Genomic DNA, 18,567 nt, shown 5'->3' with positions numbered 1-18,567 from the left:
CTGGTTCTGGTCGCGTCGTTTTCGATGTGCAGTTTATCGAACACCAGAGGTCTGCGTACAGATGAATGACCAGTTCGAGCGATTAAATCGCAGCCTCGAAATCGCTCGCGAACTGCGCGCCGCTGCCGAAGAAACGCGACGGGTACTCAAAACATCGCGCGAACTCATTCAGCGCTCCCGCGAGCAGCCGCTTCCGGTCACGGATCGATCGCCTCTCCCGGATGATGAGCCCGCGCCCTCGAAGCATTTGGTCGAATGTCTCCTGGAAGCCTACGAAGCCGCGGAGGAGGAGACCGACGCCCGGACCCAGGCTCTTCTCGGCTGCGTCCTGCACCATGTCGGTCGTCGCATCGCGAGTGCGGCCGGACCGATCTCAGCCGGCGCGGCTGTCCATTGAGCGCCGCGTCGCGGAGATCGGCACCGAACCTATGACCGGCGATAATCCACAGGACGACACTCAGGCAAGGACGCTGACGCGCATCGCCAGGACACTCGGCGTCCCCATCGAAACCTTCCTGGCGACCGAACCGCACGCGATGCCGGGCATCGAAACCCTCGACGTCGGAGGGGATGATCCGGCTCAGGTCATGGCCTTGTTACGCCTTTTCGTGCGACTGAAGAGCCCGGAAGCGCGCGCACGTTGTTTCGCCTACGTGGTGCAGGAGGCCACACGGGACGACTGATCGGCGCGCGATCCTGATTCGACGTCAAGCGGACGGAACGCTCATCTACGGCAGTTCTCCGGGGCGAGGACCTGCAGCGATTGGAATGCCGTGTTGGGACCGGACCAATTCTTGATCGTCGGCATCGGCGCCTCCGCAGGGGGCATCGAGGCGATGCGGGGGTTTTTCAACGGGCTACCCGAGACGCTCCACGCGGCCTTCGTCGTGGTGACCCATCTCAGCCCGGGACGTGAGAGCCTGCTGCCGGAGGTTCTGGCCCGACTCACCCCGTTGACGGTCGAGGTCGCCGTCGACGATGTTTTGGTCCGGCCGGACCACGTCTACGTCATGCCCCCCGGTTCGACGATCGGGATCCGCGGCGGTCGCCTGTCCGTACGCCCCCTGGGGTCGGAGGGCCGTGAGACCAAGCCGATCGACATCTTCCTGACGGCCCTGGCGCAAGATCAGGGTGAATGCGCCGCCGGGGTGATCCTGTCTGGAGGAGACGGGGACGGGGCCATCGGCATCAAGGTCATCAAGGAGCATGGCGGCCTGACTCTGGCGCAAACCGCGGACGACAGTGGGCCGGAGACGCCCAGCATGCCCCTCAGCGCCATGCGGACCGGTTTCATCGATTTCGGAGAACCGGCCGAACGCATGGGCGACCGGATCGCGGCGTACACCTTCGAAGGCGGCGCCCGGGGCTCGGATGCCCGCACCGCTCCGGCGGAACAAGACATCGACGCCGATATGCTGATGAAGAGCTATGCCATCCTGCGCCGACAGGTCGGCCATGACTTTTCGGGCTACAAACCCAGTACCTTCGTGCGTCGTCTGCAACGGCGGATCGGCGTCAGCGGCGCGTCCGGCCCGGTCGAATACCTCAAGCTGCTGCACGCGGACCCGTCGGAAGTCGGGGCCTTGTTTCGGGATCTGCTGATCGGCGTGACCAACTTCTTTCGCGACCAGGCCGCCTTCGAATCCCTCGCGCTACAGGTCATCCCGAAGCTGTTCGAGGGCCGCACGGACCGCGACGTCATCCGAATCTGGGTTCCGGCCTGCTCGACCGGCGAAGAGGTCTACTCCCTCGCGATCCTGCTGCGCGAGCACATGGAGATGCTGGAGACAGCCCCACGCGTGCAAATCTTCGCCACCGACATCGACGACCGCTCCCTGACCGTCGCCCGGATCGGCCGCTACCCGATGGGTTACCTGGAATCCGTCTCGCCCGAGCGGATCGCGCGCCATTTCGTCATCGACGGCGAGAGCGCCGTGATCGGCAGGGCCGTGCGGGACATCTGCACCTTCGCTCCGCACAGTGTCCTGCGTGATCCCCCGTTCTCCCGCCTCGATCTCGTCTCGTGCCGCAATCTGCTCATCTACCTCGGGGCCGAAGCCCAGCAGCATCTGATGCCGATCCTGCACTACGCCCTGCGTCCGCGCGGTTATCTGTTCATCGGGATGGCCGAGAACGTCACGCGATTCGAGGACCTGTTCGACACCGTCGACAAGCGCCATCGCATCTTCCAGGCGCGCGACACGATCCCGCCCGTCCGGTTGCCGGCTATGGCTGGCCTCGACGCGCCCCCCTTCGCCGGCGCAGGACAGCAGCGGCGTCGGAATGCGACGGCACACACGGCCCTGCGCCACGCCGTCGAGGCCCAGATGCTGTCCGAGTTCACACCGCCCCACGCCGTGGTGACCCGGACGGGCGAAGCCGTGCACTACTCGTCCCGGATCGGCGATCATCTGGAGGTTGCCCCGGGCCAGCCGACACGCGAACTGGCCGCGATGGCCCGCAAGGGGCTGCGCCTGGAACTGCGCACGGCCCTGCGCGAGGCGATCGAGGGCAACAAGCGTGTCGTGCGCAGCGGTCTCAGTGCCGAACGTCCCGACGGGCGCGTTCAGACGATCTCCCTCGTCATCAATCCGCTTCATACCCAGATCGAGAAGGAACCGTTGTTCCTGGTCGTGTTCAACGAAGCCGCCGCTCCCATCGAGAAGGAGCGGCAGCAGGCCCTGGAAGCGAACGAGCGGGATGCGGTCATCCAGCGCCTGGAGCGCGAACTCGGCAACACGCGCGAACGGCTTCAATCGGTTGTCGAGGAGTACGAGACCTCCCTCGAAGAGTTGAAGTCCTCGAATGAGGAACTCTACTCCGTCAACGAGGAAATGCAGGCGGCAAACGAGGAACTGGAGGCCTCCAAGGAGGAAACCCAGTCGCTCAACGAGGAGCTTCATACCGTCAACGCCGAGCTTGCCTCGAAGATCGAGGCGCTCGATCAGATGAATGAGGATCAAGCCCTGCTCTTCGAGGGCATCGATCTCGCGAGCGTGCTGCTGACGCCGGACCTGCGCATTCGCATGTTCACGAATGCGGCGGCCCAGATCTTCGGCCTTCAGCCCAGCGACGTGGGCCGGTCCTTGCGCAATTTCTCGGCCCCAATCCCTCTGACCTGGCTTCGGGACGAGATCCAGATCGTTCTGGCGGAAAACCGGCTCTCGGAGCGGATCATCGAGGGGGTGGACGGTGCGCGTTACCAGGTCCGGTTGACGGTCTCGACACGGCGGGGTTCCAAGATGCCTGGGGTGATCGCGAGCTTCACCGATCTGTCGAAGAGCGTCTGATCCCGGAAGATCACCGCGTCCGCCACGGGTCCCATGGGTTCGAGCGAGGGCGAAGGCTCGCGGCGAGCCCCGTGCCGGAGGGCACCAGGCGTCCTGTTTCGATCACCAGCGCGGATGTGTGGTTCGAGCGTTGGGCGAGGACGAACGCTTGCGTCTCGGGCGACACGGGTTCATTGCCGTGCCCGGGCCACTCCTCCCCAACGAGGAGCTTTCATCTGGAAGGATGACGCACGTGACCAACCGACCCGCCACGCGCCCCCGCGTGCCGAATTTCTCGTCAGGCCCCTGCACCAAGCGCCCCGGCTGGAGCCTCCAGGCCCTTGCGGACGCGCCGCTCGGGCGCTCGCACCGCTCGGCCATCGGCAAGGCCAAGCTCCAGCAAGCCATCGACCTCACCCGCACCGTGCTGCAGGTGCCGGCGGACTACCGGATCGGCATCGTGCCGGCCTCCGACACCGGCGCCGTCGAGATGGCGATGTGGTCGATGCTCGGCCCCAAGACCGTCGAGGTCGTGGCCTGGGAGGCGTTCGGCCTCGAATGGGTCACCGATGCCCTGAAGGAACTCAAGATCGCGCCCCGCGTGCATGTGGGCGATTACGGCATCCTGCCGGATCTCGCGGCCGTCGATACGAAGCACAACGACGTCATCTTCACCTGGAACGGTACGGCCGCGGGCGTGCGCGTTCCGAACGGCGACTGGATCGCCGCCGACCGCGAGGGCGTCACCATCTGCGACGCCACCTCGGCCGCCTTCGCGATGCCGCTGGACTGGGCCAAGCTCGATGTCGTGACCTTCTCCTGGCAGAAGGTGATGGGCGGAGAGGCAGCGCACGGCATGATCGTGCTCTCGCCCCACGCGGTCGCTCGCATCGAATCCAACGTCCCGGCCTGGCCTGTGCCAAAGGTCTTCCGCCTAGCCAAGGACGGCAAGCTGATCGAGGGCATCTTCAAGGGCGACACCATCAACACGCCCTCCATGCTGGCGGTGGAGGATTACCTCGACACCCTGAAATGGGCGCACGGGCTCGGCGGACTCCCGGCGCTGCATGCGCGGGCGGACGCCAATGCCCGGGTGATCCACGATTGGGTGGCCCGCACGCCCTGGATCGGCCACCTCGCGGCCGATGCCGGCACCTACAGCAATACGGGCGTCTGCCTCGTGATCACCGATCCGGACGTCCTCGCCATGGGTGACGCCGTGGTCGGCGCGGTCGCCAAGGGCATCGCCGACACCCTCGACCGCGAAGGCATCGCCTACGACATCGGGGCCTATCGCGACGCTCCCGCCGGCCTGCGGATCTGGTGCGGCGGCACGGTGGAGCGCACCGACCTCGAAGCGCTGACCCCGTGGCTCGACTGGGCCTTCGCGGCCGAGAAGGCGAAGCTCGCCCGGGCGGCCTGACCTCCGGCAGGCGCTCACGGGCCCGCCCAGAACGCTCCGGCGGCGCTCTCCCATCCGAGCGCCGCCGGGCGGCCGCCTGCCCCATCCGAAGTTCGGCCCGGAATCCACCATGCCCGCGCCCAAGGTCCTCATCTCCGACGCCCTCTCCGAGGCGGCGGTCCAGTCCCTGCGCGAACGCGGCCTCGCGGTGGATTTCCGGCCCGAACTCGGCCGGGACCGGGACGCGCTGCTGGCGTGCATCGACGCCTATGACGGCCTCGCGATCCGCTCGGCCACCCGCGTGACGGAGAAGCTGCTGGCCCGCGCCGGGCGCCTGCGCGTGATCGGCCGCGCCGGCATCGGCGTCGACAACGTCGACGTGGCCGCCGCCACCGCCCGGGGCGTCGTGGTGATGAACACGCCCTTCGGCAATTCCATCACCACCGCCGAGCACGCCATCGCGATGATGTTCGCGCTGGCCCGGCAGATTCCCCAGGCCGATGCCTCGACGCAGGCGGGACGCTGGGAGAAGACGCGGTTCCTCGGGGTGGAACTGACGGGCAAGACCCTCGGCATCATCGGCTGCGGCAACATCGGCGCCGTGGTGACGGACCGGGCCATCGGCCTGCGGCTCCGGGTCGTCGCCTACGATCCCTATCTGACGCCCGAGCGGGCCACGGAACTCGGCGTCGAGAAGCTCGACCTCGATGCCCTACTGGCGCGGGCCGACATCATCAGCCTGCACGTGCCGCTGACCGAGCGGACCCGCGACCTCCTCTCGGCCGAGACGCTGGCCTTGACCAAGCCCGGCGTGCGCATCGTCAACTGCGCCCGGGGCGGGCTGGTGGACGAGGTCGCGCTTCGCGCGGCCCTCGATTCGGGCCACGTGGCGGGCGCTGCCTTCGACGTGTTCGTGACTGAGCCGGCCCATGACAACCCGCTGTTCGGGCACCCGAACGTGGTCTGCACGCCCCATCTCGGCGCCGCCACCCGCGAGGCGCAGGAGAACGTCGCCCTGCAGGTCGCCGAGCAGATGGCCGACTACCTGCTGCAAGGGGCGGTCCGCAACGCCGTCAACCTGCCGGCGATCTCCGCCGAGGAGGCGCCGCGCCTGCGTCCCTTCGTGGCGCTCGCGGAAAAACTCGGCTCGTTCCTCGGGCAGCTCACGGACGCGCCGGTCCGGGGCATCCGCCTCACCTTCGAGGGCGCGGTCGCCGAGATGAACACCCGCGCGCTCACAGCCGCAGCCGTCACGGGCGTGCTCCGCCCGGTCCTGCCCGGCATCAACATGGTCTCAGCCCCCGCGATCGCCCGCGAACGCGGCATCGTGGTGGAGGCGGTGACCCGGGCCGGATCGGCCCCGGACTACGAATCGGTCCTGCGCATCACCGTCGATGCCGAGGACATGCCCCGCGACGCCGCCGGCACCGTCTTCCACGACGGCAAGCCGCGCCTGATCGAGATCCGGTCGATCCCCATCGACGCGGCCTTCTCCGCCCACATGCTCTACGTGCGCAACCGCGACGAACCCGGCTTCATCGGCCGCTTCGGCAGCGTGCTGGGCGAGGCCAGCGTCAACGTGGCGACCTTCAACCTCGGGCGCGACGCACGGGGCGGGAATGCGATCTGCCTCTGCGCCGTCGACGCGCCGGTCCCGGACGACGTCCTGGAGCGGATCGCGGCGATTCCGCAGGTGAAGTGGGTGCGGCCGGTGTCGTTCTGAGGAAAGCCGGTCCGATCGGATGCAGGCCCACGCGGAGGCTGGCCTCCCGAAGGCGTTCTGACGTAAAGGCGGGTTTGACAACGAGGCTTTCGGCCTCGAACCCACGAGCATCCGGACGCGCGGCATGAAGATCGACGGCAAGCCCTACCGCACCATCTTGCCCGCCGGCGACGGGGCCTCCGTCGCGGTCATCGACCAGACCCGCCTGCCCTTCGCCTTCGAATTGAGGACCCTCGCGAGCCTCGACGACGCGGCTTTGGCGATCCGCACCATGGTGGTGCGCGGGGCGCCGCTGATCGGCGTCACGGCGGCCTACGGCCTCGCCCTCGGCCTGCGCGCGGATGCCTCCGAGGCCGGGCTCGACCGGGCCGTGGCGACGCTGGCGGCCACGCGCCCCACCGCGATCAACCTGCGCTGGGCCCTCGACCGGGTGGCCGCGAAGCTCCGCACGGTCCCGGAGGCCGAGCGGGCCACCTTCGCCTACGCGGAGGCCGGCCGGATCGCCGAGGAGGACGTGGAGAGCTGCCACGCCATCGGCGTGCACGGCGCCCGAATCCTGAGCGACCTGCACCGCGCCAAGGGCCGGCCGATCAACGTGCTGACCCACTGCAACGCCGGCTGGCTCGCCACGGTGGATTGGGGCACGGCCCTGGCGCCGATCTACGTGGCGCACGATGCCGGCGTGCCGGTCCACGTCTTCGTGGACGAGACGCGCCCCCGCAACCAGGGCGCGGCCCTGACCGCCTTCGAACTCAACGCCCACGGCGTGCCTCACACCGTGATCGCCGACAATGCCGGCGGCCACCTCATGCAGCACGGCGCCATCGACGTCTGCATCGTCGGCTCGGACCGCACCACGGCCTCGGGCGACGTCTGCAACAAGATCGGCACCTACCTGAAGGCGCTGGCGGCCTCCGACAACCGGGTTCCGTTCTACGCCGCCCTGCCCTTCTCGACGATCGACTGGACGCTGGACGACGGCGTCGCCGAGATCCCGATCGAGGAGCGCGACGGGCGCGAGGTGACCCACCTCACCGGCCGCCTCGCCGACGGGGGCTTTGCCACGATCGAAGTCGTCTCGCCGGGAAGCCCGGTGGCGAATCCGGCCTTCGACGTGACCCCGGCCCGGCTCGTGACCGGCATCATCACCGAGCGCGGCGTCGCCAGCGCCGATGCGGAGGGCCTGCTGTCGCTCTACCCGGAGCGGCGCAAGGCCGCGTGAGGCTCAGGCCTCGCGAGCCCACTGCCAGAACACCGAGCCGGTGAAGCGGAAAACCGTCTCGCCGCGCTGATTGACGCCGACATTCTCGTGGGTGGCGAGGCCCCAGCCCGGGCGCGAGGCGGCGGCGCGCTTGTCCACCAGGGTGCAGGTGTAGCGGATGGTGTCGCCCGCGTAGACCGGGGCGAGCCAGCGCATGTCGCGAAAGCCCGGCGAGGGGCCGAGTTGCGGCACCGGGCCGGTCCGCGCCGTGAAGGCGATGTCGCGCTCACGGGTGATGTGCAGGCGCTTCATCCAGGCGGCGGCGGTGTGCCAGCCGGAGGCGCAGAGGCCGCCGAAATGCGTCCGCCGGGCGGCCTCCGGGTCGACGTGGAAGGCCTGCGGGTCGTAGGCCCGCGCATAGGCGATCACTGCCTCGGGCGTGAAGTGATGCCGGCCGAGATCCCGCGCGGTGCCGAGCGGCGCGGATTCGAGGAAGTGCAGCGCCTCGGCGTCGTCCGGCTCCACCAGGGCTTCGGGCTCGGCCAGGGTCACGGCGCGCGGCGGCAGGGGTTCGGTCCCGCGCCGGGGAAACATCACGCTGAAATCCTGGGTCATCACCCGCTCGCCCGCGCCGTTCAGCACCGTCATGGCGAAGGCGACGAAGCCGCGATCCGGCTTGGTGTTCGAGGCCCGGCAGCTCTCGACCTTCACCGCGATGCGCAGGGCGTCTCCGGGCAGGACGGGGCGCAACCAGCGCAGTTCGGTGATGCCGGGCGAGCCCATCGAGGTGCCGCCTCGAAAGACGTGTTCCTGGAGGAGCCGCATGCCGAAGCCGGCGGTCTGCCAGCCGGAGCCGATCAACTGCCCGACGAAGGTCGCCTTGGCGGCCTCGGCGTCGAGATGGAACGGCTGCGGATCGAACTCGGCCGCGAAGGCCACGATCGCCGCTTCCGTGACCGTCAGGGGACCTCCCTCGATCACCGAGCCAGGCGTGAAGTCCTCGAACGCGATGCCGGTCATACGGGTCCTTTTTGCAGGAAGGTCGGCGGCCAGCCCGGCGCGAAACCGGCGCCGTCGAGGGCACCGGCCGGTCGGCGTCGGGTCTTTCGGGTCAGTTGGCGAAGCGGAAATGCAGCACGTCGCCGTCCTGCACGACGTATTCCTTGCCCTCAAGGCGGAACTTGCCGGCTTCCTTGGCGCCGCTCTCGCCCTTCAGGGTGGTGTAATCGGCGAACGCGATGGTCTCGGCGCGGATGAAGCCCTTCTCGAAATCCGTGTGGATCACCCCGGCCGCGGCGGGGGCCCGCGTGCCCTTCTCGATGGTCCAGGCGCGGGCCTCCTTCGGACCGACCGTGAAGTAGGTGATGAGGCCGAGGAGTTCGTAGCCGGCCCGGATGACCCGGTTCAGGCCCGGCTCGACCAGGCCCACCGCCTCCAGGAAATCGCCCTGGTCGGCCACCGGCATCACGGCGATCTCGCTCTCGATCTTGGCCGAGACCACCACCGCCTTGGCGCCTTCCGCCTTGGCCCGGGCCATCACCGCGTCCGAGTAGGCATTGCCCTTGTCGGCATCACCCTCGTCGACGTTGCAGACGTAGAGGACGGGTTTGGCCGTCATCAGGCCGAGGCTCTGGAACAGGCGCTCCTCCTCGGGTTTGCGCTGCACGAGGCGGGCGGGCTTGCCCTCGCGCAGGAGCGGCAGCGCACGGTTCACGAGGTCGAGGATGTCCTTGGCCTCCTTGTCGGCGCCCTTGGCCTTCTTCTCCAGGGCGATCACGCGCTTTTCCAGGCTGTCGAGGTCGGCCAGCATCAGCTCGGTCTCGATGGTCTCGATGTCGGCGGCCGGGTCGACCTTGCCCTCCACATGGGTCACGTCGCCGTCGGTGAAGCAGCGCACCACGTGGGCGATGGCGTCCACTTCGCGGATGTTGGCGAGGAACTGGTTGCCGAGGCCCTCACCCTTCGAGGCGCCGCGCACGAGGCCCGCGATGTCCACGAAGGTGAGCCGGGTCGGGATGATCTCCTTCGAGGCGGCGATCTTCGCCAGGTCGTCGAGGCGTGGGTCCGGCACCGCCACCTCGCCGACATTCGGCTCGATGGTGCAGAACGGATAGTTCGCCGCCTGGGCGGCCGCCGTCTGCGTCAGCGCGTTGAAGAGGGTCGACTTGCCGACGTTCGGCAGGCCGACGATGCCGCATTTGAAGCCCATGGGTCACCTGTCCGTTCGCGGGTCCGCTGGACGCCTGCCCGCGCAAAAATCCGATGTCGCCGCCGCGGTCAATCGCGGGCGTTGACCTGCTTGACGTCGTCCCAGCCCCGCCCCGCCATGGCGAGATGGACCTTGTTCTGGAAGCTCGCATCCTCGCCCGCCGCCAGCAGCGGCGCGTGGTCGGCGATCCCCCGGCAGAGGTCGTCGACCCAGGCCTCCTCGCCCTTGCCGAAATCGTTCAGCACGTAGGCGTGGACGAGCGCCTTGTCGCCCGGATGCCCGATGCCGAGGCGGACGCGGCGGTAGTCGTTGCCGCACTGGGCCGTGATCGAGCGCAGGCCGTTGTGGCCGGCATTGCCGCCCCCCGCCTTCACCCGCAGCTTGGCGGGGGCGAGGTCGAGTTCGTCGTGCAGCACGATCACGTCCGCCAGCGCGATCTTGTAGAAGCGCTGCGCCTCCTGAACGGCGCGGCCGGACTCGTTCATGAAGGTCTGCGGCTTCAGGAGGATCGCCCGTTCGGGCCCGAGGGCCACCTCGGCGATCTCGCCCTGGAACTTGCGCCGCCACGGCCCGGCGCGGTGCAGGCGCGCGATCTCATCGAGGGCCAGGAAGCCGATGTTGTGGCGGTTCCGGGCGTAACGGGGGCCGGGATTGCCCAGGCCGACGATCAGGCGCATGGCGCGAATCGATCCTGACGGGACTTCACAGCGGGAGTGCGCGAGCACCCCCCGAAACGGAGATGCCCCGGCCGGGTGGCCGGGGCATCCGCAGGGATGGCGTGAGACAGGGCTTGCGCCCCGGTCTCAATCCTCCTTCTTCTCGTCCTCGGCAGCCTCGTCGGCAGCCTCTTCCTCGGCCTTCTCCTCGGCGGCCTCGGCGGACTGCGCCTCGGCGATCGCGGCCTCCTCGGCCTCGACCTCGGCGCCGAGCACGGTCGGCGGCACGATGTTGGCGATGGTGGCGTCGGGCTCACCCGTGAAGGTGGCGTTCGCCGGCAGCTTCACATCGGTGATGTGGATGGCATCGCCGATCTCGCGACCGGTGAGGTCGATCTCGATGGCGTCCGGAATCGCGTCGGGCGCGACTTCGAGGGCCAGCGTGTGCGAGACGACGTTGAGGGTGCCGCCCTTCTGCTTGATGCCGGGGGCCGCGTCCTCGTTCAGGAAGTGCACCGGCACCTCGACCGTGATCGACTGGCCGGCGACGACGCGCAGGAAGTCGACGTGGATCGGCACGCCCGTCACCGGATCGAGGTGGAAGTCGCGCGGGATCGCGCGGGTCTTCTTGCCGCCGGCGTTGATCTCGAACAGGGTGGTCTTGAAGCCACCGGCGTAGATCAGCGTGCGGATGCGGATGAGGTCGACCGCGATGGATTGCGGGGCCTGGCCGCCTCCGTAGATGACGGCGGGAACGTGACCCTGGCGACGAACGGCCCGGGCGGCCCCCTTGCCGACCCGGTCGCGTGCCACGGCCTCAAGCGTCTTGACTGCGCTCATGGCGTGATCCTTTGAAAGATGAACATTCCGGGAAAACGCGAAAGGCCGCCCGAAACGGACGGCCAGACCTCGATCCTCGAAGCCCCGATCCCGAAAGCGCCCGTGCCTCCAAGGGTGTCTGGCGGGCGCTGGCGCGGCCTATACCGCCAAGTGCCCGCGAGTGCAACCGATTCGCCGCGAAGTCATCCGGCACGGTCAGTGGAGAGGCCTGTGCTCGGCTCACCCGCGGACGCGCAGGAACCGACCCGCAGGTACCATCGTGTCGATTGCGATCGCGGCACTTAGAACTTCCGAAACCCTCCCGGTGGGTCGCGGGCGCCGCGCGACCGGAACCTGAGGGGTTGCCGACGTTTCATTCACCGTCGCCGGCCTAAGGCTCGAAGCCTCGCAGGCAGGTGGGATCGATGACCCGACCAATCTTCTGGGCGCTCGGTGTGACCGGGATGGCGGCGCTCTGGGCCGTCGGCCTCGTAGACCGATTCGAACGGGCTCCGCCTGCGGCGGTGGCCAAGCCCGCATTGGACGAACGCCCCACCAGGGTCGCCTTCCAGCCCAACACCGAGACCCTGTTCGCCGACCGGCAGGGCCACTTCGCCACCGACGCGATGATCGACGGGCGCCGCATCCGCATGCTGGTGGATACGGGGGCGACCACCTGCGCCTTCACTTACGAGGATGCCGAGGCCAGCGGGCTGCGCGTGAGCGAGAGCGAGTTCCGGATGCCGGTGCAGACGGCCAACGGCACGGTCTACGCCGCGCGCGTGCGGATTCCGTCAATGCGGGTCGGCAACATCGTGGTCCAGGGGGTCGACGGCATGGTGATGCCCCGGGGCCGCCTGTCGACGAGCCTCCTGGGCATGTCGTTCCTGAAGCGTCTGAGCGAGTTCAGCATGAACGGCGGCCGCCTCACCCTGCGGGGCTGACCGCTCCGCGTCACGCGGCGCGTCAGTGCCCCGTGCCGGCCTCGGCCTTCAACCGGTACAATGCCTCCAGGGCCTCGCGCGGGGTCAGCGCGTCGGGGTCGATCGCGTCGAGGGCGCGCCGCAGCGAATCGTCGGGCGCCTCGGCCGCCGGCTCCGGCATCGGCGGGGGGCTGAGATTCGCGAAGAGCGGCAGGTCGTCGATGCGCGGCTTGCCCGGCCGGTCGCGCTCCGCCTTCTCGAGGTGCTTCAGGATCGCACCGGCGCGGGCGATCACGCCCGCGGGCAGGCCGGCGAGGCGCGCGACCTGGAGGCCATAGGAGCGCTCGGCCACACCCGCCACCACCTCGTGCAGGAACACCACCTGGCCCTTGTGCTCGGTCACCCGCAGGGTGGCGTTGTCGAGGTGCGAGAGGCGAGCCCCGAGGGCGGTCAACTCGTGGAAGTGGGTGGCGAAGAGCGCGCGGCAGCCGTTCTGCTCGTGCAGGTGCTCGAGGCAGGCCCAGGCGATCGAGAGACCGTCGAAGGTGGCGGTGCCGCGCCCGATCTCGTCGAGGATCACGAGGGAGCGCCGGGTGGCCTGGTTCAGGATCGCGGCGGTCTCCACCATCTCGACCATGAAGGTGGATTGTCCGCGCGCGAGATCGTCGGCGGCGCCGACTCGGGAGAACAGGCGGTCGACGAGACCGAGGCGGGCGCGGGCGGCCGGCACGAAAGCGCCGATCTGCGCCAGCACGGCGATCAGCGCGTTCTGGCGCAGGAAGGTCGACTTGCCGCCCATGTTCGGACCGGTGATCAGGCGGATGCGCCCACGCGCATCGCCCGAGAGGTCGCAATCGTTGGCGATGAAGGGCGCCCCCGATTGCCGGAGGGCGGCCTCCACCACCGGGTGGCGCCCGCCCTCCACCACGAAGGCGAAGCCCTCCTCGACCACGGGCCGGCGCCAGTCGCGCTCGACGGCGAGTTCGGCGTGCGAAGCGGCCACGTCGAGGGCCGCGAGGGCCTCGGCCACCTCGGCGATGGCCGGGGCCTGACCCAGGATGCGCGCGGCGAGCGCGTCGAACACCGCTGATTCGAGGGCCAGCGCCCGGTCCGAGGCACCGGAGATCCGGCTCTCCAGCTGGCCGAGTTCGACACTGGTGAAGCGCATCGCATCGACCATGGTCTGGCGATGGATGAAGGTCTCGCGCATCACGCCCTTCAGGCAGGCCTCGCCCACCCCCTGCGGCACCTCGATGTAGTAGCCCAGCATGTTGTTGTGCTTGATCCGCAACGTGCGACAGCCGGTTTCCTCGGCGTAGCGCGCCTGCAGGGCGGCGATGACCTTGCGGGAATCCTGGCCGAGCAGCCGGCTCTCGTCGATCTCGGGCTGGTAGCCGGCCCGGACGAAGCCGCCATCCTGGCGCTTCAGGGGGAGGTCGTCGGCGAGGGCCGCGTGCAACTCGCCGACGAGCCCGGCATCGACGGTGGCGAGGCGCTTCGCGAGGGCCGCGAGGTCTTCCGGCAGACCGTCGAGAGCGGCGCAATGCGCGGCGAGCGCCCGGGCGGCATCGAGGCCGTCACGGAGCGCGGCGAGGTCGCGCGGGCCGCCGCGCCCGAGACCGAGGCGCGCGAGCGCGCGGGCGAGGTCCGGCGCCCGAGCAAGGTTCTCGCGGATCGCCGCGCGGGCCGGACCGTTCTCGGCCAGGAACTCCACCGCCGCATGGCGGTGCCGGATCGCCGCGAGATCGGTGAGCGGACCCGCGAGGTGCTCGGCCAGAAGGCGCGCGCCGCTCGCCGAGACCGTCCGGTCGATGGCGTCGAGGAGGCTGCCCCGGCGCTCGCCGGACAGGGTGCGGGTCAGTTCGAGGTTGGCGCGGGTGGACGCATCGATGGCCAGCGTCGCCCCGGCCGATTCCCGCGTCGGCGGGGAGAGCGTCGGGCGCGCGCCGATCTGCGTGCGCTCGATGTAGAGGAGCGCGGCCCCGGCGGCGGCGAGTTCGGCCCGTCCGAACTGGCCGAAGCCCTCCAGGGTGGAGACGCCGAATTGTTCCTTCAGGCGCCGCTCGGCGGAAGCCGGCTCGAGTTCGGCCTGCGGCAGCGGCGTCACCGGCGCCGGGATCTCGCGCCAGAGGCGGGCGAGGGCCGGATCGGTGTGGATCGCCTCCGAGAGCACGATCTCGCGGGGCTCGTGGCGGGCGATGGCCGAGGCGAGCTCGGCCGCCGGGACCTCGCTGAGGGAGAAGCGGCCCGTGGAAATGTCGAGGGCCGCCAGCCCGTAGACGGACGCGGACTCGCCGGCCTTGCGCCGGCCGAGCGCCAGCAGCACGTTGGCGCGAGCCGGATCGAGGAGGCGGTCCTCCGTGATGGTGCCGGGCGTGACGAGGCGGACCACCTCGCGCCGGACCACGGATTTCGGGCCGCGCTTCTTGGCCTCGGCCGGGTCCTCCGTCTGGGCGCAGACGGCCACGCGATGGCCGAGCGCGATGAGGCGGCTGAGGTAATCGTCGGCCCGCTCCACGGGGACGCCGCACATCGGGATGTCGGCGCCGCCGTGCTTGCCGCGCTTCGTCAACACGATGCCGAGCGCCCGGGAGGCGATCTCGGCGTCCTCGAAGAACAACTCGTAGAAGTCGCCCATCCGGTAGAAGAGCAGGCAGTCGGTGTTGGCGGCCTTGATCTCGATGTACTGCGCCATCATCGGCGTGGCGCCGGCCGTGTCGAGAATGGCCGCGCTGGTGGTGTAATCCGACGGTGCGGCACCGGTCTTCGGGACCGATCGGGCGGGACGCTGTGACATGGGGCGAGCATAGCAGAGCCCGCCCCTCCGCATCAGCGCGGCGCCCCGCTTCCCCTGGGGAGAAGCGTGGAGAACGAATCCTGGCTCCAAAACGCAGAGAGGAGCCGGTGCGCCCCGCGCACCGGCTCCTCCCTTCCGTCCGAGACGGGCAGTCGTCTCAGTAGCGGGGACCGCCCGAGGTGTTGCCCTTCTGCTGCATGTAGCCCGGCTGCGACGGGTTGCGCGAATTCGGGTCGCTCATCATGCGCGAGCGCGGCATGCGGTGCATGCGGCGGTGATGGCGATGGTGGCGCATGCCGTGATGGTGGCGGCGATAGGCCACCTGATCGAGGGTCGCGTCACCGGCCACCGTGACGGCGGGAGCCGGCGTCACGGGAGCGGCCGAGGCCGCCGTCAGTCCGAAGGCGCCGAGCAGAGTGCTGGCGGCCAGTGCGATCGCTAACTTGTTCATGAATTCTTCTTCCGTCGAGCGCCCGTCGCGCCGCGACCGAACAAGTCCGGCGCGGGGAATCCGTTCCCGCGTTAAAGTGCTGAGGCGACGTTTAATTTCGCTCGTGGGGTGGGATGTGAGGAACATCGTAAACGTGGTCTGACCCCACGCGACTTGCGGAACCGCTCCGATCGCGGCACCACCGGCGCCGATGGCCCCGCACTCTCCCGCCGCCGACGCGCCCGACCTGCCGATCGAGACGGCGCTTCCCGCCCTGCGCGAGGCCCTCGCGGCACGTTCATCCGCCGTGCTCGTCGCGCCGCCCGGCGCCGGCAAGACCACGCGCGTGCCCCTGGCGCTCCTCGACGCACCCTGGCTCGGGCGGAGCGACCGGATCATCCTGCTGGAGCCCCGCCGCCTCGCGGCGCGGGGGGCGGCCGAGCGTATGGCGGCGACCCTCGGCGAGCGCGTCGGCGACACGGTGGGCCTGCGGGTGCGCCTGGGCTCCAAGGTCTCGGGGCGGACCCGGATCGAGGTCGTCACCGAGGGCGTGTTCACCCGGATGATCCTGGACGACCCCGAGCTGCGCGGCGTCGGGGCCGTGCTGTTCGACGAGTTCCACGAGCGCTCCCTCGACGCCGATCTCGGGCTGGCGCTCGCCCTCGACGCGCAAGGGGGCCTGCGCGAGGACCTGCGCATCCTCGTGATGTCGGCCACCCTCGACGGCGCCCGCGTCGCCGGCCTGCTGGGCGATGCCCCCGTCGTCGCCTCGGAGGGACGCGCCTACCCAGTCGAGACCCGGTACTGGGAGCGCGACCCAAACCGGCGCATCGAGGACGTCATGGCCGACGCCGTCCTGCGGGCCCTGCGGGCCGATCCCGGCTCGGTGCTCGCCTTCCTGCCGGGCCAGGGCGAGATCCGCCGGGTGGTGGGGCTGCTGGCCGACCGGGTCGGCGCGGCCACCGAAATCACACCGCTCTACGGTGCCCTCACGCCGGCCGAGCAGGATCGGGCCGTGGCTCCGGCGCCTCCCGGTCGGCGCAAGGTGGTCCTCGCCACCAGCATCGCCGAGACCTCGCTGACCATCCAGGGCGTGCGGATCGTGGTCGATTCCGGCCTGTCGCGGGTACCGGTCTACGAACCGGACCTCGGCCTGACCCGCCTCGTCACCGCGCGGGCCTCCCGTGCCTCCGTCGACCAGCGCCGAGGCCGCGCCGGCCGTACCGAGCCCGGCATCTGCCACCGGCTCTGGTCGGAGGCCGCCACCAGCGCCCTCGAACCCTTCACGCGCCCCGAAATCCTCGCCGCCGACCTCTCCGGGCTGCTCTTGGACGCCGCCGCCTGGGGGGTCGTCGATCCGACCGTCCTCGCCTTCCTCGACCCGCCGCCCGCGCCGGCCCTCACCGAGGCGCGCGCGATGCTGCGTGACCTCGGCGCGATTGAGGCCGACGGCCGGCTCACCGAGACCGGCCGGGCGCTGCGGGCGCTGCCCCTGCCCCCACGCCTCGCGCGCATGGTCGTGGCGGCGGCCGGACAGGGCCAGGCCCGCGCGGCGGCCGACCTCGCCGCCGTGCTGGTCGAGCGCGGCCTCGGCGGCGACGAGACCGATGTCGGCCACCGGGTCGAGCGCTTCGCCCGCGACCGCGGCCAACGCGCCACCGACATGCGCCGCCTCGCCCAGACCTGGGCCCGGCAGGCGGAGGGCTTCGCCCGCACGGTGCCGGCCCTCTCCGGGAGCGATCTCACCGAGGCCGGCCCCCTCCTGGCGCTCGCCTATCCCGACCGGATCGCGCGGACGCGGGGCCGCGACGGCGAGTTCGTGATGGCCAACGGCCGGGCCGGACGGGTCGAGGCGGCCTCGGCCCTGGCGCGCGAACCCTTCCTGGTGGTGGCCGACATCATCGGCACCGCCGCGAACGCCCGCATCCTGGCCGCCGCGCCCATCGCCCTGGAGGCCATCGAGGCGCTGTTCCCCGACCGGATCGAGGCCGCCATGCAGGTGACGTTCGATTGGGGCGCTCGTGCCCTCAGGGCCCGCTCCCTGCGCCGCCTCGGCGCGCTGACGCTCGGCGAGCGCACCCTGCCGGTGCCGGCGGACGACGCCTCTGCGGCGATCCTGGCGCGCGGCATCGCCGAGATCGGCCTGCAGGCCCTGCCCTGGACACCGGCCCTGACCCAGTGGCGGGCGCGCCTCGCTTTCCTGCGCGCGGCCGATCCCGCGACGTGGCCGGACCTCTCCGACGCGCGCCTGAGCGAGACCGTCACCGCGTGGCTGGCCCCCGAGATCGTCGGCCGGACCGGCCTGGATGCGATCGGCGCCGACGATCTCGGCCGTGCCCTGCAGGCGCAGCTGCCCTGGGACCTGCGGGCCCGCCTCGACGCGGAGGCACCGACCCACGTGGAGGTGCCGACGGGCTCGCGCATCCCCCTCGATTACGGGGCCGAGGGCGGCCCGGTCCTGGCGGTGCGGGTGCAGGAGCTGTTCGGCCTGGAGCGGCACCCGAGCATCGCGGGCGGGCGGATCCCCCTGGTGCTCCACCTGCTCTCGCCCGCCTCACGGCCGATCCAGATCACCCGCGACCTGCCGGGCTTCTGGCGCGGGTCCTGGAGCGCCGTGCGCGCGGAAATGCGCGGGCGCTACCCGCGTCATCCCTGGCCCGAGGACCCGGTGGCCGAGCCGCCGACCCGCCGGGTCAAGCCGAGGGGCACGTGAGGCTGCGCGCGGCCCTGGATCTCTTCGATCCGCGCGGACGTCTCTCGGCACCGGCCTATCGCCACCGGGTGATCCGCCTGCTGCTGGCCTTCTTCGGGCTCCTCTGCGCGGCAATCTGGCTCGCCGGGCTCGGCCTGCGCTGGCCCGCCCTCCTAATCTTTGCGGGCCAGATCCCCCTCGCCGGGGCGGCCCTCGCCCAGACGGCGCGGCGCCTGCACGACCGCGATCGCACGGGCTGGTGGCTCGCGCCCTACGGGGTGGTGGAAGCCCTCGGCGTCCTGCCCCTGGAACGCTGGGTCGACCGTTATCCAGAGGTGGTCATCGGTCTCGTTCTGGCGATGCTGGGGTTCTCCGCGTGGTTCCTCATCGAGACCCTGCTCAGGCCGGGAACGCGCGGGCCGAACCGCTTCGGCCCGATGCCGTAG

At 70.4% G+C, this 18,567-nt stretch carries 15 protein-coding genes; 8 read left to right on the top strand and 7 right to left on the bottom strand.

Annotated features, from left to right (window positions below):
- Nucleotides 1-82: 82 nt before the first annotated feature.
- The gene (locus MKK58_RS25775) at nucleotides 83-337 is read right to left on the bottom strand and encodes a hypothetical protein (RefSeq protein WP_243915787.1); all 255 of its coding nucleotides are present in this window, start codon (nucleotides 335-337) and stop codon (nucleotides 83-85) included.
- On the opposite strand from MKK58_RS25775, the gene MKK58_RS25770 reads away from it, so the two are divergent.
- From MKK58_RS25770 to mtnA, 5 genes are all read left to right on the top strand, one after another.
- The gene (locus MKK58_RS25770) at nucleotides 336-683 is read left to right on the top strand and encodes a hypothetical protein (RefSeq protein ID WP_243915786.1); all 348 of its coding nucleotides are present in this window, start codon (nucleotides 336-338) and stop codon (nucleotides 681-683) included. The genes MKK58_RS25775 and MKK58_RS25770 overlap by 2 nt on opposite strands.
- A gap of 153 nt (nucleotides 684-836) precedes the next feature.
- A complete protein-coding gene (locus MKK58_RS25760) occupies nucleotides 837-3,290 on the top strand; it encodes a CheR family methyltransferase (protein WP_409565323.1) in 2,454 nt (817 codons plus the stop codon).
- A 223-nt stretch (nucleotides 3,291-3,513) separates the two neighbouring features.
- The gene (locus MKK58_RS25755) at nucleotides 3,514-4,692 is read left to right on the top strand and encodes a phosphoserine transaminase (protein WP_409565321.1); all 1,179 of its coding nucleotides are present in this window, start codon (nucleotides 3,514-3,516) and stop codon (nucleotides 4,690-4,692) included.
- Nucleotides 4,693-4,801: 109 nt separating this feature from the next.
- Nucleotides 4,802-6,394, top strand: a complete 1,593-nt coding sequence (gene serA / locus MKK58_RS25750) for a phosphoglycerate dehydrogenase (RefSeq protein ID WP_243915784.1) — start codon at nucleotides 4,802-4,804, stop codon at nucleotides 6,392-6,394.
- A gap of 124 nt (nucleotides 6,395-6,518) precedes the next feature.
- Nucleotides 6,519-7,616, top strand: coding sequence for an S-methyl-5-thioribose-1-phosphate isomerase (gene mtnA, locus MKK58_RS25745; RefSeq protein ID WP_243915783.1), 1,098 nt, complete (start codon nucleotides 6,519-6,521; stop codon nucleotides 7,614-7,616).
- 3 nt (nucleotides 7,617-7,619) lie between these two features.
- Here the strand turns inward: mtnA and MKK58_RS25740 are convergent, their stop codons facing one another.
- The 4 genes from MKK58_RS25740 to MKK58_RS25725 all read right to left on the bottom strand — a co-directional run bounded on the left by MKK58_RS25740 (nucleotide 7,620) and on the right by MKK58_RS25725 (nucleotide 11,300).
- Nucleotides 7,620-8,648 carry a MaoC family dehydratase gene (locus MKK58_RS25740; protein WP_409565322.1) on the bottom strand — a complete coding sequence of 343 codons (1,029 nt, stop codon included), beginning with the start codon at nucleotides 8,646-8,648 and terminating at the stop codon, nucleotides 7,620-7,622.
- A 58-nt stretch (nucleotides 8,649-8,706) separates the two neighbouring features.
- Nucleotides 8,707-9,804, bottom strand: coding sequence for a redox-regulated ATPase YchF (gene ychF / locus MKK58_RS25735; protein ID WP_243915781.1), 1,098 nt, complete (start codon nucleotides 9,802-9,804; stop codon nucleotides 8,707-8,709).
- Between the two features lie 68 nt (nucleotides 9,805-9,872).
- A complete protein-coding gene (gene pth / locus MKK58_RS25730) occupies nucleotides 9,873-10,481 on the bottom strand; it encodes an aminoacyl-tRNA hydrolase (protein ID WP_243915780.1) in 609 nt (202 codons plus the stop codon).
- Nucleotides 10,482-10,607: 126 nt separating this feature from the next.
- Complete coding sequence (locus tag MKK58_RS25725; RefSeq protein WP_243915779.1) at nucleotides 10,608-11,300, bottom strand: 50S ribosomal protein L25/general stress protein Ctc; 693 nt, start codon at nucleotides 11,298-11,300, stop codon at nucleotides 10,608-10,610.
- A 404-nt stretch (nucleotides 11,301-11,704) separates the two neighbouring features.
- Between MKK58_RS25725 and MKK58_RS25720 the strand changes: the two genes are divergently transcribed.
- On the top strand, nucleotides 11,705-12,223 hold the full coding sequence (locus MKK58_RS25720; protein WP_243915778.1) for a TIGR02281 family clan AA aspartic protease: 519 nt from the start codon (nucleotides 11,705-11,707) through the stop codon (nucleotides 12,221-12,223).
- A gap of 22 nt (nucleotides 12,224-12,245) precedes the next feature.
- Here MKK58_RS25720 and mutS read toward each other — a convergent pair whose 3' ends face one another.
- Entirely contained in the window at nucleotides 12,246-14,999 is a 2,754-nt protein-coding gene (gene mutS / locus MKK58_RS25715) for a DNA mismatch repair protein MutS (protein WP_409565320.1), read from the bottom strand.
- A gap of 157 nt (nucleotides 15,000-15,156) precedes the next feature.
- On the bottom strand, nucleotides 15,157-15,450 hold the full coding sequence (locus MKK58_RS25710) for a hypothetical protein (RefSeq protein ID WP_243915777.1): 294 nt from the start codon (nucleotides 15,448-15,450) through the stop codon (nucleotides 15,157-15,159).
- A gap of 190 nt (nucleotides 15,451-15,640) precedes the next feature.
- Here MKK58_RS25710 and hrpB point away from each other — a divergent pair, with 190 nt between their 5' ends.
- The gene (hrpB, locus tag MKK58_RS25705) at nucleotides 15,641-18,142 is read left to right on the top strand and encodes an ATP-dependent helicase HrpB (protein ID WP_243915776.1); all 2,502 of its coding nucleotides are present in this window, start codon (nucleotides 15,641-15,643) and stop codon (nucleotides 18,140-18,142) included.
- Complete coding sequence (locus tag MKK58_RS25700) at nucleotides 18,139-18,567, top strand: DUF805 domain-containing protein (RefSeq protein ID WP_243915775.1); 429 nt, start codon at nucleotides 18,139-18,141, stop codon at nucleotides 18,565-18,567. The genes hrpB and MKK58_RS25700 overlap by 4 nt, the downstream gene beginning before the upstream one ends.

The organism is Methylobacterium sp. J-078 (assembly GCF_022829285.1).
Lineage (GTDB): Bacteria > Pseudomonadota > Alphaproteobacteria > Rhizobiales > Beijerinckiaceae > Methylobacterium.
This window is presented reverse-complemented; position numbering and strand designations above follow the sequence as displayed.